The 15,987-nt window shown below is 72.5% G+C and carries 14 protein-coding genes; 9 read left to right on the top strand and 5 right to left on the bottom strand.

Annotation, left to right across the window (positions count from 1 at the left end; translation table 11 throughout):
* The first annotated feature begins 2 nt into the window (after positions 1–2).
* The 3 genes from M6B22_RS15575 to M6B22_RS15565 are packed head-to-tail and all read left to right on the top strand — an operon-like array spanning position 3 to position 1,766.
* Positions 3–485: a GNAT family N-acetyltransferase gene (locus M6B22_RS15575; RefSeq protein ID WP_269442480.1), complete on the top strand. Its 483-nt coding sequence runs from the start codon at positions 3–5 to the stop codon at positions 483–485.
* Positions 478–960 (top strand): SigE family RNA polymerase sigma factor, encoded by a 483-nt coding sequence (locus M6B22_RS15570; RefSeq protein ID WP_269445835.1) that lies wholly within the window; start codon positions 478–480, stop codon positions 958–960. The genes M6B22_RS15575 and M6B22_RS15570 overlap by 8 nt, the downstream gene beginning before the upstream one ends.
* Positions 957–1,766, top strand: coding sequence for a hypothetical protein (locus tag M6B22_RS15565; protein ID WP_269442479.1), 810 nt, complete (start codon positions 957–959; stop codon positions 1,764–1,766). The genes M6B22_RS15570 and M6B22_RS15565 overlap by 4 nt, the downstream gene beginning before the upstream one ends.
* A 101-nt stretch (positions 1,767–1,867) precedes the next feature.
* On the opposite strand, the gene M6B22_RS15560 is transcribed toward M6B22_RS15565, so the two are convergent.
* Complete coding sequence (locus M6B22_RS15560) at positions 1,868–4,375, bottom strand: bifunctional acetate--CoA ligase family protein/GNAT family N-acetyltransferase (protein ID WP_269442478.1); 2,508 nt, start codon at positions 4,373–4,375, stop codon at positions 1,868–1,870.
* Entirely contained in the window at positions 4,368–5,540 is a 1,173-nt protein-coding gene (locus tag M6B22_RS15555; protein WP_269442477.1) for an acetoin utilization protein AcuC, read from the bottom strand. Before M6B22_RS15555 ends, M6B22_RS15560 begins: the two co-directional genes overlap by 8 nt.
* Before the next feature lie 23 nt (positions 5,541–5,563).
* Here M6B22_RS15555 and M6B22_RS15550 point away from each other — a divergent pair, with 23 nt between their 5' ends.
* The gene (locus M6B22_RS15550) at positions 5,564–6,145 is read left to right on the top strand and encodes a GNAT family N-acetyltransferase (protein WP_269442476.1); all 582 of its coding nucleotides are present in this window, start codon (positions 5,564–5,566) and stop codon (positions 6,143–6,145) included.
* Here the strand turns inward: M6B22_RS15550 and M6B22_RS15545 are convergent.
* Positions 6,130–7,266 (bottom strand): cystathionine gamma-synthase, encoded by a 1,137-nt coding sequence (locus M6B22_RS15545; RefSeq protein WP_269442475.1) that lies wholly within the window; start codon positions 7,264–7,266, stop codon positions 6,130–6,132. The two genes, M6B22_RS15550 and M6B22_RS15545, sit on opposite strands and share 16 nt — an antisense overlap.
* Positions 7,267–7,388: 122 nt before the next feature.
* Complete coding sequence (locus M6B22_RS15540; RefSeq protein ID WP_269442474.1) at positions 7,389–8,753, bottom strand: cystathionine beta-synthase; 1,365 nt, start codon at positions 8,751–8,753, stop codon at positions 7,389–7,391.
* A gap of 115 nt (positions 8,754–8,868) precedes the next feature.
* Between M6B22_RS15540 and M6B22_RS15535 the strand changes: the two genes are divergently transcribed.
* The 3 genes from M6B22_RS15535 (at position 8,869) to M6B22_RS15525 (ending at position 11,791) form a co-directional block, all read left to right on the top strand.
* A complete protein-coding gene (locus tag M6B22_RS15535) occupies positions 8,869–9,390 on the top strand; it encodes an SGNH/GDSL hydrolase family protein (RefSeq protein ID WP_269442473.1) in 522 nt (173 codons plus the stop codon).
* 76 nt (positions 9,391–9,466) lie between these two features.
* Entirely contained in the window at positions 9,467–10,510 is a 1,044-nt protein-coding gene (locus M6B22_RS15530; protein ID WP_269442472.1) for an SGNH/GDSL hydrolase family protein, read from the top strand.
* A 60-nt stretch (positions 10,511–10,570) separates the two neighbouring features.
* The gene (locus M6B22_RS15525) at positions 10,571–11,791 is read left to right on the top strand and encodes an acetyl-CoA C-acetyltransferase (RefSeq protein WP_269442471.1); all 1,221 of its coding nucleotides are present in this window, start codon (positions 10,571–10,573) and stop codon (positions 11,789–11,791) included.
* Between the two features lie 169 nt (positions 11,792–11,960).
* Here the strand turns inward: M6B22_RS15525 and M6B22_RS15520 are convergent, their stop codons facing one another.
* A complete protein-coding gene (locus M6B22_RS15520) occupies positions 11,961–12,737 on the bottom strand; it encodes a Bax inhibitor-1/YccA family protein (RefSeq protein ID WP_269442470.1) in 777 nt (258 codons plus the stop codon).
* Positions 12,738–12,927: 190 nt separating this feature from the next.
* Here M6B22_RS15520 and M6B22_RS15515 point away from each other — a divergent pair, with 190 nt between their 5' ends.
* Positions 12,928–14,271 carry an acyl-CoA dehydrogenase family protein gene (locus M6B22_RS15515; RefSeq protein ID WP_269442469.1) on the top strand — a complete coding sequence of 448 codons (1,344 nt, stop codon included), beginning with the start codon at positions 12,928–12,930 and terminating at the stop codon, positions 14,269–14,271.
* A 55-nt stretch (positions 14,272–14,326) separates the two neighbouring features.
* Entirely contained in the window at positions 14,327–15,535 is a 1,209-nt protein-coding gene (locus M6B22_RS15510; protein WP_269442468.1) for an acyl-CoA dehydrogenase family protein, read from the top strand.
* Positions 15,536–15,987 lie beyond the last annotated feature (452 nt).

The following is a 15,987-nucleotide window of genomic DNA, read 5'->3' as shown; positions in this document are numbered from 1 at the left end:
TGGTGCGTGTCGAGGTCGTCGACGAGGCGCTGACCCGCGGGCTGCGCCGGAGCGTGCTGCGCCCGAACCTGCTGCCTGGTGCACCGCTGCCCGGTGACGAGCTGACCGGCGCGGTGCACCTCGGCGCGATCGGCGACGACGGCGTCGCGCTGTGCACCTGCTTCATCTACCGGGACGCCCCGCCGTGGCAGCCGGGCCGCACGGACGGCTGGCACCTGCGCCAGATGGCCACGCTTCCCGGATACCGCGGGCGTGGTCTCGGTGCGCTCGTGGTCGGCGCCGCCGTCCGGCAGGCACGCGAGCGCGGCGGCGCGCTGTTGTGGTGCAACGCGCGCGAGAGCGCGATCGGCTTCTACCTTCGGCAGGGTTTCCGGCCGCACGGCGGGATCTTCGTCGAACACGAGATCCCGCACCAGCGGCTGTGGCTGGAACTCGGTGACGCGCCCACCTCGTCGATGCAGGTGGAGGCAGGTGGCGATGCGTGACGAGCCGGCGTTCCGCGCGTTCGTCGAGGCGAACGGCGCGACGCTGCTGCACGCTGCCCGGCTGCTGACCGGCGACCATTACCGTGGAGAGGACCTCGTGCAGACCGCGCTCACCCGGGTCTACCTCAAGTGGGACCGGATCGACGCACCGCTGGCGTACGCGCGCAAGGCGATGGTCACCGCGCACATCGATTCCACGCGCCGCAAGTGGTGGGGCGAGCGGCCGACCGAGACACTGCCGGAGGTGCCGGTCGCCGACAGCACCACCGGCACCGACGAGCGGGACGAGCTGCGCCGCCTGCTCACCGGGCTGAGCCCCAAGGAACGCGCGGTGATCGTGCTGCGCTACTACTGCGACCTGCCGGAACAGGAAACCGCAGAGACGCTGGGGATGCCGGTCGGCACGGTCAAGAGCACCTGTTCGCGCGCGCTGGCCCGGCTGCGCGTCGAGCTGTCGGTAGGAGGAACGCCATGAGCCCGAGCGAGTCGCAGCTGCGCGCCGCGCTGCGCGCCGGCGAAGGCCAGCCGGTCAACCCCGATCTGGTGATCGCGCACGCCCGGGCCGTCCGGCACAACCGGCGGATGCGGGTCGGGTCGATCGCCGCGGCGGTCATCGCAGTGGGCGGTATCGGCACCGGTATCGCCGCGCTCAGTACCGGGACGAACGGCTCCGGCGATTCGGCCGCCGGCAGTTCGGTCTCGGGCGACCTGCAGGGCAAGGCGGCGGCGCCGGAGGGGACGGCGCCGCGCGCGGCACCCGAGACGGCAGGCGGGGCGAACGGCGCTGACACCGCGAGTTGCCCGGCGACTCCGATCCGGCTGATGGTTCCCGGCGGGGGTGGCACCGGCCAGTTCGGCGGCTCGGGACCGCTGTTCGCCGAACTGGTCGACTCGATCCGGGTGTGCGGCTACGCGGCCACCTCGTTGGGCGGGCGGATCGAGGCCACCGGCAGCACCGTGCTGCTCGGCCGGGACGCTGCTGACGTGGCCACCAGCCTGAACGCGGCCGCGGTCACCCGGTCGGCACGGCCGTGCCCGGTCCAGCCGGTGCGCGAGCTGGTGCTGTACCCGACCGCGACCACGGGCGGCCGGCTCGCCCCCGTCGTGGTCAGCTACGCCGGCTGCGCACCGTGGGCCACCAACGGCACCGCGGTCCGCTACGACTGGACGCCGCCGGCCGGTACGTCCGGCCTGCTCAACCGGCTGACGCGCGCCACCCCGGGGCTGCCGAGCGTGCCCGGGCCGCACCCGATCGAACCGTCCGGCTCACCGAAGCGCTAGCGCTTCCCCCACCGGGTTACCAAAATCCGGCCCCAAATTCCGTCACCCGGTGGGGGGAGCGCAGCAAGACTCGCCACCCGGTGGGGGGAGCGCCGCAGCAGCTAGAGGCCGCGCATGCGCCGCGGGCCGGTGTCTCCGCGCGCCGTGGGCGGCGCCAGCCGGGCGGCCACCGACGTCACCTGCACGCCGAACGGCGTGGCCAGCGCGCCCACCCGGCACTCGGCCAGCTCCGGCAGCGCGTCGCCGAGCGCCGACAGCCGCAGCGCCAGGTCGGCGAGCGCCGCGGTGTCGCACGGTTCGCTGCCCTCGTAGCCGGTGAGCAGCGGCGCGGCGCGCGGGGTACCGATCAGCTGCTCCGCGTCCTGGGTGGTGAGCGGCGCAGCGGCGTACGCGGTGTCGCCGAGCAACTCGGTGGCCACCCCGCCCAGCCCGAAGGACACCAGCGCGCCGAACGAGTGGTCGTCGAACACGGTGAAGACCACCTCGACGGTCCGCGCCGGCTCCTCGTAGGACAGCAGCACGCCCACCGAGCCGAGCAGCCGGCCGGCCTCGTCGACGGTCAGCTCGCGGCCCTGCGGCGCGGCCGTCAGCACGCCGTCCACCAGCTCCCGCGCGCGGTCGAGGTCGAGGTCCGCGAGCTCGGGCACCACCCCGGCCGGGGTCGCGCGCCACGCCGCGTACCGCACCGCCCGGGCCAGGGCCCGCACCGCCCGCTCCGGGGACGGGTACGACGGCACCGAGCCGCGGGGCGCAGCCTCCTCGCCGGCTGCCGCGAGCGCGTCCGGCACGCCCTCGAAGCCGAGGAAGGTCGACAGCACCGGCTTCTGGCTCGACGCCGCGATCGTGCGCAGGGCGACGGCCACATCGTCACCGGCCGAACGCGGCAGCGGCGGAACGAACACCACCACGATCGCGTCGACGTCCGGGTCGGCCACCGCACCGGCCAGGGCCGGCTCGAACGCCTCCGCGCCGGCGTCCACCCCGACGTCGACCAGACGCGTCAGCTGCAGCCCCTCGGCGGAACAGGCGTTCGCCACGAGCACCCCGATCGCGGTCGAGTTGCCGACCACCGCGACCCGGCCGCCCGCCGGCAGCGGCTGCGTCGACAGCAGCAGCGCCACGTCGAACATGCCGCTGACCGTCTCCACCCGGATCACGCCGGACGCCTCGAACAGGGCGCGCGCGCTGACGTCCGGCACGTCGACCGACGTCTGCTCCAGGCCGGCGACCAGGACGGTTCCGGTGCCGCTCTTGATGGTGACGATCGGCTTGGTGCGGCCGAGCCGGCGGGTCAACCGGGCGAACTTGCGCGGGTTGCCGAAGCTCTCCAGGTACATCAGCACGACGTCGGTGCGCTCGTCGGTCTCCCAGAACTGCAGCATGTCATTGCCGGACACGTCCGCGCGGTTCCCGGCCGAGACGAACGTCGAGACGCCCAGCCCGCGCCGCGCGGCCTCGCCCAGGATCGTCACGCCCAGCGCACCGGACTGGGAGAAGAAGCCGACCCGCCCGGGCAGCGGCGGCAGCGGCGCGAGCGAGGCGTTCAGCCGCACCCCGGCCGCGGTGTTCACCACGCCGAGGCAGTTCGGGCCGACCACGCGCATCCCGTGTGCCCGGGCCGCCGTGACCAGGGCGCGCTGGGCCGTCCGGCCCGCCTCGCGTTCCTCTTCGGCGCCGCGCTCGCCGAACCCGCCGCTGATCACGATCAGCCCCTTGACCCCGCGCTGGGCGCACTCGTCGACGACCGCCGCCACCGACGGCGCCGGGACCGCGATCACCGCCAGGTCGAGCTCGCCCGGGACGTCCAGCACGCTGCGGTACGCCGGGATCCCGCTGACGTGCCGCGCGTCCGGGTTCACCGGGTAGAGCGGTCCGTCGAAGCCGCTGCGCAACAGGTTGACCACGACCGCGTGCCCGATCTTGCCGGCGTCGTTGCTGGCCCCGACGATCGCCACCGACCCCGGGTTGAGCAGCCGGGCGATCGAGCGCGCCTCGGCCCGCTGCTCGCGCTCGCGCATCACCGCCTCGGTCACCGCCGTCTCGTCGATCGCGAACTCCAGGTTCACCTCGCCGTACTCCAGGTGCCGCGTGACCTCGTATCCGGCGTCGCGGAACACCCGGATCATCGCGCTGTTCTCGGCGAGCACGACCGCGACGAACCGCCTGATGCCGCATTCGCGCCCGGCCGCCGCGAGGTGTTCGAGCAGCACCGAGCCGATGCCACGGCCCTGGTGCGCGTCGGCGACCACGAACGCGACCTCGGCGCTGGGTACACCGTCGGTCCCGGGTGACCGCTCGTACCGGCCGACGGCTATCGCCGCACCGCCGAGTTCGACGATCAGCGCCACCCGGTCGTGGTGGTCGACATGGCTGAACCGGTACAGGTCGCGCTCGGGGATGCGCGGATAGGCGGAGAAGTAACGCAGGTAGCGGGTGCGCGGGGACAGCCCGCCGTGCAGGGCGACCAGCTTCGGCGCGTCGGACGGACGGATCGGGCGCAGGTGCACGGTCCCGCCGTCGGCGACCACCACGTCGGCCTCCCAGTGCGGCGGCGGGGGCGGCGCCTCGGCGTCGTCGTAGTCCGGGACGGGGTCGGCGGAGTCAGTCACGGGGGTCGTCCGGGTCCAGGCCGAGCAGCGGGAAGGACGCGTGGCGGGTCGCGCCGATCGCGCGGTCCAGCCAGCTCTCCCCACCCGGCTGCCACCGTTCGGCGAACGGGACGCGGTCCTCGCCCATCGTGCGCGGCAGCTCGCCGGAGACGCCCCGGCCGCGCAGGTGGTCCGTCCACGCGTCCGGGATCCGGGTCTCCGGCGGGACGCGGACGCCGGAGGCCTCGGCCAGCAGGTGCGTCCAGGTGCGCGGCACGCACCGGATCACCCCGTATCCGCCGCCGCCGAACGCCACCCACCTGCCGCCGGCGGCCTCGTGCGCGAGGGCGTGCAGCTCGCCGATCGCGGCCCGCTGCCCGTCGACGGACAGCTCCAGGTTGGCCAGCGGGTCCTCGTGGTGCGTGTCGCAGCCGCACTGGGTGACCAGCACCTCCGGCGCGAACGCCCGTACCGCCCCGGGCACGACGGCGCGGAAGGCGCGCAACCAGCCTGAATCACCGGTGCCGGGCGGCAGGGCCAGGTTGATCGCGGTGCCCTCGCCCGGGCCGCGCCCGGTCTCGGTCGGCATGCCCGTGCCAGGGAACAGGGTGCGTGGGTCCTGGTGCAGGCTGATCGTCAGCACCCGCGGGTCTTCGTAGAACGCGGCCTGCACGCCGTCGCCGTGGTGCACGTCGATGTCGACGTACGCGATCCTGGTGGCGCCCGCGGCCAGCATAGTGCGGATCGCCAGCGCGACGTCGTTGAAGACGCAGAACCCGCTGGCGTAGCCCGGCATCGCGTGGTGCAGGCCGCCGGCGATGTTCACCGCGTGCTGCACGTGCCCGCCCCACACCTGCTGCGCCGCGATCGCCGAGCCGCCCGCGATCAGCGCCGACGCCTCGAACATGCCGGGGAACACCGGGTCGTCGTCGGTGCCGAGGCCGTAGCCGGTGAAGTCCTGGTCGACGCTCGCCGTGCGGACCGCGTCGAGGTAGTCGGCGGCGTGGACGGTGCGCAGTTGCTGCTCGTCGGCGGCGCGCGGCGGCAGCACCTCGAGCCGGTCCAGTACGCCGAGCTCGCGCGCGAGCCGGATCGTCAGCTCGAGCCGCACCGGGTTCATCGGGTGCTCGCCGAAGTCGTACGCGAGGTAACCCTCGTCCCAGATGGCGCACGCTGTGCAGCTCATGCGTACCACGCTAGCGTGACGCGATGCTCACCCCGGACTACCCGATCCGCACCGAACGGCTGCTGCTGCGCCCGCTCGACGCGGCCACCGACGTCGACGCCGTGCACGCCTACCAGTCGCGCGAGGACGTCTGCCGCTACATCCCGTACTCGCCGCGCAGCCGGGACGAGGTGGCCGGGCGGCTGGCCGATCCGCAGCGCACCCGCTCGACGCTCGACGAGGCCGGCCAGGCGATCGCGCTCGCGGTGGTGCGCCGCGACACCGGCGAACTGGTGGGCGACGTCATGCTGATGTGGCACAGCGCCGAGCACCGCGCCGGCGAGATCGGGTACGTGCTCAACCCCGAGCACGAGGGTCACGGCTACGTGACCGAGGCATGCCGGGCGCTGCTCGCGCTCGCCTTCGACGGGCTGGACCTGCACCGCGTCGTCGGGCGGGTCGACGCCCGCAACGAGAAGTCCGCGGCCGTGCTGCGCCGGCTCGGGATGCGCCAGGAGGCCGTCCTCGTCGAGAACGAGTGGTTCAAGGGCGAGTGGACGACCGAGCTCGACTTCGCCATCCTCGCCGCCGAGTGGCGGGCGGGGCAGGCTCAGGCCAGCGCCTGAGCCAGGTCCGCGAGCAGGTCCTCGACGTTCTCGATCCCGACGGACAGCCGGACGAGATCGCCCGGCACCTCCAGCGGCGAGCCGGCGACGCTGGCGTGCGTCATCTTGCCGGGGTGCTCGATCAGCGACTCGACGCCGCCGAGCGACTCGCCGAGGGTGAACACCTGCACCAGCTCGCACACCTTGAGCGCGGCCTCCTCGCCGCCGCGCAGCCGGAACGAGACCATGCCGCCGAAGCCGCGCATCTGCCGCGCCGCCGTCTCGTGCCCGGGGTGCTCGGGCAGGCCCGGGTAGAGCACCGCGGCCACCGCGGGGTGGCCGGTCAGGAAGTCGACGACGCGCTCGGCGTTGCTGCAGTGCCGGTCCATCCGCACGCCCAGTGTCTTGATGCCGCGCAGCACCAGCCACGAGTCGAACGGCCCGGCGATCGCCCCCATCGAGTTCTGGTGGAATGCGAGTTGCTGGCCCAGCTCGTCATCCGCGGTGATCAGCGCGCCGCCGACGACGTCCGAGTGCCCGCCCAGGTACTTGGTCATCGAGTGCACGACGACGTCGGCACCGAGCGTGATCGGCTGCTGCAGGTACGGGCTGGCGAAGGTGTTGTCGACGACCAGTTTCGCGTTCGCCGCGCGGGCGATCTCGGCGAGCGCGGCGATGTCGGCGATCCCGAGCAGCGGGTTGGTCGGCGTCTCGCACCAGATCACCCTGGTGTTCTCGCGCAGTGCGGCACGCACCGCGTCCAGGTCGGCGAGCGGCACCGGCGTGTACTCCAGGCCCCAGTTGGTGAGCACCCGGGCGACGAGCCGGAACGTCCCGCCGTACGCGTCGCCGGGCAGGATCACGTGATCGCCCGGCCGGCAGACGGTGCGCAGCAGGGTGTCCTCGGCCGCCAGGCCGCTGGCGAACGCGAGGCCGCGGGTGCCCTGCTCCAGCGCGGCGAGCGCGACCTCGAGCGCGGTGCGGGTCGGGTTGGCGCTGCGGCTGTACTCGTAGCCGCCGCGCAGCCCGCCGACGCCGTCCTGCTTGTACGTCGAGGTCTGGTAGATGGGGACGGCGACCGCCCCCGTCAGCGGATCGGGTTCCTGCCCCGCATGGATGGCCGTCGTGTCGAAACCAGGCATGCCCCGACCGTACCTGCACCCGCCCGCGTCCTCGTTGAGTGGCGGCTTATGGGCTCAGTGGCGGGTTATAGGTCGCCACTGAAACCCGAACCCGCCACTCAACGGGGCACCAGCGAGCCGCATCACCCGGCGGCGGTGAGATGGCCGAGCAGGTCCTGGCGGGTGATGATGCCGGCCGGCTTGCCGTCGACGTGCACGAGCAGCGCGTCGGCGTCGGTCAGCGCGGCGGTGGCCGCGGTCACCGGCTCGCCGGAACCGATGATCGGCAGCGGCGGTGACATGTGCGGCTCGACGGCGTCGGCCAGTGACGCGTGCCCGGTGAACAGCGCGTCCATCAGCGCCTTCTCCGACACCGAGCCGACCACCTCGCCCGCGGTCACGGGCGGCTCGGCGCGCACCACCGGCATCTGCGAGACGCCGTACTCACGCAGGATGTCGATGGCCTCGCGGATCGTCTCGTTCGGGTGCCCGTGCACCAGCGAGGGGGTCTCGCCGGACTTGCCGCGCAGCACGTCCAGCACCGTGGTCTCGGCCGAGCCGCGCAGGAACCCGTAGTCGGCCATCCACGCGTCCGAGAAGATCTTGGACAGGTAGCCGCGGCCGCCGTCGGGCAGCAGCACGACGATCACGTCGTCCGGTCCGGCCCGCTCGGCCACCCGCAGCGCGGCCACTACCGCCATGCCGCAGGAGCCGCCGACGAGCAGCCCCTCCTCGCGGGCCAGCCGGCGCGTCATCGCGAAGGAGTCGGCGTCGGACACCGCCACGATCTCGTCGCAGATCTCGCGGTCGTAGGTGGCCGGCCAGAAGTCCTCGCCGACGCCCTCGACCAGGTAGGGGCGGCCCGTCCCGCCGGAGTAGACCGAGCCCTCCGGGTCGGCGCCGATCACCCGCACCGGGCCGTGCTCCTTGAGATAGCGGCCGGTGCCGCTGATGGTTCCACCGGTGCCGACGCCGGCGACGAAGTGGGTGATCCGGCCGTCGGTCTGCTCCCACAGCTCCGGTCCCGTCGTCTCGTAGTGCGAGCGCGGGTTGTTGACGTTGGCGTACTGGTCCGGCTTCCAGCCGCCGGGCGTCTCGCGCGCCAGCCGGTCGGACACCGAGTAGTAGGAGCGCGGGTCCTCGGGTGCGACCGCGGTCGGGCAGACGACGACCTCGGCGCCGTACGCGCGCAGCGTGTTGATCTTGTCGCCGCTCACCTTGTCCGGGCAGACGAAGATGCAGTGGTAGCCGCGCTGCTGGGCGACCAGGGCCAGCCCGATGCCGGTGTTGCCGGACGTCGGCTCGACGATCGTGCCGCCCGGCTTGAGCTCGCCGGACTGCTCGGCGGCGTCGATCATGCGGACCGCGATGCGGTCCTTCACCGACCCGCCCGGGTTGAAGTACTCGACCTTGGCCAGCACGGTCGGTGCCAGGCCGCTGGTGACGGAGCGGAGCCTGACGAGCGGGGTGTTGCCGATCAGGTCCAGGAGTGATTCGCAATAGCGCATGAGCGCGACCCTAGTAGTTCGTGTCCCCCAGTAGTTCGTGTCCCTGGTCGTTCTCATGGTGCGAACCGGTGCCGATAGTGCGTGTGAATGCGGGGCGCGTCGGAGGAGGCCGGCCATGACGATCGCACGGGTGGCACTGCGGCGGTTCGCGGACTGCGGGCCGGCCTGTGACGGGCTGACCCTGCGCGCACCGGGCGTCGCCGCGAACGGCGAGCCGGTCCGCCTCGCGCTGCTGGGCGGCTCCCTCGCCTTCGCCGGCTCTGCCGTGCCTGACGGCACGGCGGCCACCGAGGCTGCCGGCGCGAGCAGAGCTGCCCGGCTCGCGCTGCGGGTGTCCCGGCAGTGGGACCGCCCGGTGCGGGTCCGCAACGTGTCCGCCCGCGGCGCCGGCCCCGAGGCTCTGCGCGGCCAGCTGCAGCGGCTGCTCGCGTTCGTCCCGGACGTCGCCGTGATCGTGATCGGCGACCTGCGCCACCGGTCCGCCTGCCGATCGGTCCGGCAGCTCGCGCTCGCCGTCCACCGACTGCAACTGCTCGGCGCCGAGGTGGCGCTCGGCTGCCCGCCGGCGCTGCATGCGGCGCTCGCTCCCCTGTTCGCCCCGGACCGGACGCTGTTAACCTCGGTCGCAGACACCTGACCCGATCGTGCACCCGGCTGCGCTCTGAGGCCGCGGCCGGTTGCACGATCGGGTCCGCGGCCGGGAAGGATGCCGAGTGAGTCGGGCGAGCAAGGCGAAGCGGATCGCCACCGCGGCGGCCTACGGCGGTGGCGGCATCGGCGCGCTGGGCGCCCTCGGCGGCGCCGCGCTCGTGGGCGTGATGTTCGGCGAGACGAAGCTGGCGCGCCGCCGCATCCCGGTGGCCGTGACCGACCCGCCCGTCTCGCACGACACCACCTGGGCGGCCGCCGGGGTGAGCCGGCTGCGGCCGCCGATCCGCATCGCGCTGCTGGGCGACTCCACCGCCGCCGGTTACGGCGCGGCACGCGACCGCGAGACGCCGGCCGCCCAGCTCGCCATCGGCATCTCGGCGGCGGCGCGGCGCCCGGTCCACGTCACCAACGTGGCGGTCGTCGGCGCGGAGTCCCGGGATCTGGGCGAGCAGCTGGAGCGGCTGGCCCGGCACATCCGGCCCGAGCTGGCGATCGTGATGATCGGGGCGAACGACGTCACCGAGGGGCGCCGCCCGTCGGGTCCGGTGCACTACCTGGAACAGGCGGTGCGGCGGCTGAAGGCCGACGGCATACAGGTCGTGGTCGGCACCTGTCCCGATCTAGGCACGATCCGCCCGCTGCCGCAGCCGCTGCGCTGGTACGCGCGGCACCTGTCCCGCCAGATGGCCGCCGCCCAGACGATCGCCGTGGTGCGGGCGGGCGGGCGGACGGTGTCCCTCGGCGACCTGCTCGGTCCGTTGTTCGCGACCCGGCTCGACCTGTTCGCCGAGGACCGCTTCCACCCCTCGGCGGCGGGTTACGCGGAGGCGTCCAAGGCGCTGCTGCCCTCCTGCCTGGACGCCCTGGGCCTGCGCACCCGGGCCCGGTCGGCCAGCGCGTTCACCACCCGGCGCCCCAAGCCGGTCGCCAAGGCCGCCGCCCAGGCTGCCGCCCGGCCCGGCAGCGAGGTCGCGCCCGCGCCGTCGCGCGGCGGCGCGCTCACCCGCCGCGGGCCGGTGGCCCAGCTGCGCCGGCGCCACGCGCGCCGGGTGCCCGAGGCCGGCGAGGGTGCCGCGACCGAGGTGACCCCGACCACCGCCGACTGACACCGCGCGGGCCAAATGGCACGATCGGCGGCAAGCCTGCCGACGTCGAGGAGTCCTGCAATGTCCGAAGCCGTGATCGTCTCCACCGCCCGCTCGCCGATCGGCCGTGCCGTGAAGGGCTCGCTGGCGACGATCCGTCCGGACGAGCTGGCCACCCAGATCGTGCGGGCCGCGCTGGACAAGGTGCCCGCGCTGGACCCGCACGACATCGACGACCTGATGATGGGCTGCGGGCAGCCCGGCGGCGAATCCGGCTTCAACATCGGCCGCGTGGTCGCCGTCCAGCTCGGCTACGACTTCCTGCCCGGCACCACCGTCCAGCGGTACTGCTCCTCGTCGCTGCAGACGTCCCGGATGGCGTTCCACGCGATCAAGGCCGGCGAGGGCGACGTGTTCATCTCTGCCGGCGTCGAGACCGTCTCGCGCTACGCGAACGGCAACGCCGACGGCTGGCCGAACACGCACAACCCGCGCTTCGCCGACGCCGAGGCGCGCACCGCCAAGGTCGCCGAGAGCGGCAGCGACTCGTGGCGCGACCCGCGCGAGGACGGCAACGTGCCGGACGTCTACATCGCGATGGGGCAGACCGCCGAGAACGTGGCCCGCTTCAAGGACGTCAGCCGCGAGGACATGGACCACTTCGGCGTCCGGTCGCAGAACCTGGCCGAGGAGGCGATCAAGAACGGCTTCTGGGCGCGTGACATCACCCCGATCACGCTGCCGGACGGCACCGTGGTCTCCGCCGACGACGGGCCCCGCGCCGGGGTCACCTACGAGGCGGTCTCCCAGCTCAAGCCGGTGTTCCGCCCGGACGGCCGCGTGACGGCCGGAAACTGCTGCCCGCTCAACGACGGCGCCGCCGCGGTGATCATCATGAGCGACACCAAGGCCGCCGAGCTGGGGCTCACGCCGCTCGCGCGCATCGTCGCCACCGGCGTCTCCGGGCTCTCGCCCGAGATCATGGGGCTCGGCCCGGTCGAGGCGTCACGGCGCGCACTGGCGCACGCGGGCATGAGCATCGGCGACATCGACCTGGTCGAGATCAACGAGGCGTTCGCCGCGCAGGTGCTGCCGTCACAGCGCGAGCTCGGCATCGAGATGGACCGGCTGAACGTCAACGGCGGCGCCATCGCGGTCGGCCACCCGTTCGGCATGACCGGCGCGCGCATCACCACGACGTTGATCAACTCGCTGCAGGCGCATGACAAGCAGTTCGGCCTGGAGACGATGTGCGTCGGTGGCGGCCAGGGCATGGCCATGGTCATCGAGCGGCTGTCCTGACCGCACCGGGCACGCCACCGCCTACCGCGTAACCGCGCCGGACCGCGCTCGTTGGTCCGGTGCGCGCGTCCGGGCATCCGTGGGGGAGTGTCCGGAAGTCGCAGCACATGAATGAGGGCGGGCCCCCGCGGGGCCCGCCCTCATCGACGATGCGCAGTAGGGTTCGGCGTCAGTCGCGCAGGTAGCTGAGCAGCCGCAGGATCTCGATGTACAGCCAGATCAGCGTCACGACCAGGCCGAACGCGGCGTACCAGGCGAACTTCTGGTCGGCGCCGTTGCGGATGCCGCGCTCGATCATGTCGAAGTCCATGACCAGGTTCATCGAGGCGATGACGATGCAGACCAGGCTGAACACGATCGCGATGACTCCGCCGCTGCGCAGCCCCAGGCCGTCGGAGCTGAACAGGTAGGAGACCAGGTTGACCAGCATCAGGCCGAAGACGCCGATGGTCGCACCGACGACCACGCGGGTGAACTTGGGCGTGACCCGGATCGCGCCGATCTTGTAGACGAACAGCATGCCGGCGGCGACCATCACGGTGCCGGTGATCGCCTGGATCACGATGCCGTTGTAGGCGTGCTCGAACGCGCGGCTGATGCCGCCGAGCAGCACGCCCTGCAACGCCGAGTACAGCAGCGCGAGCGGGGCGTTGGCCACCTGCTTGAACGCCATGTACAGGCCCAGCCCCAGCCCGCCCATGAGCGAGACGATGAGCACCGGAGCCGTCAGGTTGGTCGGCAGTGCCACCCACGAGACGGTGCCGGCGGCGAGCAGCACGAACAGCATCGCGCCGGTGCGCTGCACGACGTCGTCGAGCGTGAGGTAGCGCTGGCCCGCACGCGGCCCGGCGTATGCCGGCTGGTCGTACATCTTCTGCAGGTCGACGGCGGACGGCGTGGCGCCGGTCGCTTTGCCGAAGTTCCTGATGACCGGGTTCTCTGCCATGTGCCGGGCCTCCTGTTCTCTCGCACTTACTCCTGCTCAACGTAGCCGACCGGAGCGGGGTTCCCGCAGCCGTGCCGGTCGACACAATCGGTCGCGCCGCGTTGGCAGTGCCACTACTCGCGGGTAACTTGTATCTACGACATCGCGTACCACACAACGAGAACGCCGCCGATCATCACCGGGAGCCGCCATGCCGACCCGCCGCAGCACCCGCCCACGCGATGCGATGGGCCTCGGGCTCGCCGCGCTGAACAAGCTCGCCGGTGCCGGCCTCATCGACCGGCTCAAGCTGCGCAAGCCCGCCGAGCGGGCCGTGTACCAGGCCACCCGCACCGGCTTTCGTGCCGTCGGCGCCGCCAACCGCCGTTTCGCCGCGCCGGCGCGGCCCGGCGGGCACGGCACGCCCGAGCGGCCCGCGGTGGCGCCCGAGCGGGCGCTGTTCGACCTGACGCCCACCGACGAGCAGGCGATGATCGCGCAGGCGAGCGCCGAGTTCGCCGCCGAACAGCTTCGTCCGGCCGCGGCCGCCGCCGACCAGGACTGCGCGGCTCCGGCGCCGCTGCTCGCGCGCGCGGTCGACGAGCTCGGGGTCGGCCAGCTCACCGTGCCCGAATCGCTCGGCGGGTTCGGCGGCGAGCGGTCCGTCACCACCGGCGTCCTGGTGAACGAGGCGCTCGCGCACGGGGACATGGGGCTGGCGGTGGCGTGCCTCGCCCCCGCCGCGGTCAGCACCGCGCTCACGCTGTGGGGCGACGCCGACCAGCAGGCCGGCTACCTGCCGTCCTTCGTTAAGGGCGGGGAGAACGGTCCGCTCGCCGCCGCCGTCGCCGTGCTGGAACCGCACGTGCTGTTCAACCCGTTCGCACTGCGGACGGTGGCCCGGCGGGTGCCGGGCGGTTTCGTCCTCGACGGGGTGAAGTCGCTGGTGCCGCGCGCCGACAGTGCCGAACTGTTCGTCGTCGGCGCGATGCTGGACGGCGCCCCCGCCCTGCTCCTCGTCGAGTCCTCGTCGCGCGGTGTGCAGATCGAGTCCGAACCGGCGATGGGCCTGCGGGCCGCCCGCATGGGCCGGCTGGTGCTGGACGAGGTGCAGGTGCCGGAAACGGCCGTGCTCGGCGACGCACGGGCCTACGGCGACTGCATCCGGCTGGGCCGGATCGGGTGGGCGGCGCTGGCGTTGGGTACGTGCCGGGCCGTGCTGGACTACGTGATCCCGTACGTCAACGAGCGGCAGGCATTCGGCGAGCCGATCAGCCACCGGCAGGCGGTCGCCTTCATGGTCGCGAACATCGGCATCGAGCTCGAGGGCGCCCGGCTGGTGACGCTGCGGGCGGCCGCGCGCGCCGAGCAGGGTCTGCCGTTCGCCCGCGAGAGCGCGCTGGCTCGGCGGCTCACGTCCGAGTACGGCATGCAGATCGGCAGCAACGGGGTGCAGTTGCTCGGCGGGCACGGGTATGTGAAGGAACATCCGGTGGAGCGCTGGTACCGCGACCTGCGCGCGGCCGGCGTGATGGAAGGCGTGGTGCTCGTATGAACACCTCAGGAAACTGCTCTGCACAGAACGCTACGCACTTTCGCGGGGGCCCCGCATGACGATCAACCTCGAGGTGCCGAAGAAGTTCGCGCTGATCGTGAACCAGGCCCGGCAGGTGTCCCAGGAGATCTTCCGGCCGATCTCGCGCAAGTACGACCAGAGCGAGCACGAGTACCCGAAGGAACTGGACATGCTCGCCTCGCTCATCGACGGCATGAACGCCTCGGGCGAGGCGAGCACCGGCGCGCGCGGGGTGCGCCGCGAGGCGAGCGGCGACACCGGGAACCGCAACGGCACCAACATGTCCGGGGTGCTGTCGATCATCGAGGCGTGCTGGGGCGATGTCGCGATGGTGCTGTCGATGCCGCGCCAGGGACTGGGCAACGCCGCGATCGCGTCGGTCGCCAATGACGAGCAGCACGCGCGGTTCGACAAGACGTGGGCGGCCATGGCGATCACCGAGCCGTCCTTCGGCTCGGACTCGGCCGCCGTGCAGACGACCGCGGTGCTGGACGGGGACCACTACGTCCTCAACGGCGAGAAGATCTTCGTGACGGCCGGCGGGCGCTGCGACTCGGTCGTCGTCTGGGCCTCGCTGGACCGCAGCAAGGGCCGCGCCGCGATCAAGTCCTTCGTGGTGGAGAAGGGCACGCCCGGCATGCAGGTCGAGCGGCTCGAGCACAAGCTCGGGATCCGCGCGTCGGACACCGCGACGATCCGGTTCACCGACTGCCGGGTACCGCGGGAGAACCTGCTGGGTTCGGCGGAGATCGAGGCCGATCAGGGCTTTGCCGGCGTCATGCAGACCTTCGACAACACCCGTCCGCTGGTTGCCGGCATGGCGGTCGGATGTGCCCGGGCGGCGCTGGACGAACTGCACGACCTGCTCGCCGACGCCGGCGTGCCGATCGACTACGACCAGCCGGTATTCACGCAGCACGCGGCGGCGGCGGAGTTCTTGAAGCTGGAGGCCGACTGGGAGGCGGCGTACCTGCTCACGCTGCAGGCGACCTGGATGGCCGACAACAACAAGCCGAACTCGCTGCAGGCCTCGATGGCCAAGGCGAAGGCGGGCCGGGTCGGCGTGGAGATCACCTTGCGCTGCGTCGAACTGGCCGGCGCGTACGGCTACGGCGAGGGCGCGCTGCTGGAGAAGTGGGCGCGCGATTCGAAGATCCTGGACATCTTCGAGGGCACCCAGCAGATCCAGCAGCTGATCGTCGCGCGCCGGCTGCTGAACAAGAGCTCGACCGAACTGAAGTAGGGCGCGGCGGCGTGTCGCTGCCGGCGATCACGGGCCGGGCGCGACAGACTGTCGGTAGCCAGACGCAGACGAGGCCCCTCCATGTATGAGATGGAGGGGCCTCGTCCTGTCTCGCTGCACCACTCGCCGATCGCTCGGCGCGCGTGCGTTGCGCGACCGTCGCCCCGCGTGGAAATCCGTGGCTCGGCACCCCGGTCTCCCGTACTGCCGATCCCGCCGGTCACCGGTCTCCCGGTTCCCGTCGAGTCCCGGCCGCCCGTTCCTTTCGAAGATCCGGTTTCCCGATCCTCCGAAGTCCCGCTTGCCCGGTCCTCCTGCGCCCGAAGTTGCCTCCGGTTCGAACTCCTCGCCGAAGCGATGACGTATTTCTACTGACCACGATCTGCTTGCGCAATAGGCAATCGAGGGCAATTTCGAGAAGTTTTGCTCGTCCACACGCTCGTCCACAGAAG

Origin of the sequence: Jatrophihabitans cynanchi (assembly GCF_027247405.1) — a bacterium.
GTDB classification, from domain to species: domain Bacteria; phylum Actinomycetota; class Actinomycetes; order Mycobacteriales; family Jatrophihabitantaceae; genus Jatrophihabitans_B; species Jatrophihabitans_B cynanchi.
The sequence above is the reverse complement of the archived record's forward strand: the minus strand, read 5'-3'. Positions and strand labels throughout refer to the sequence as shown.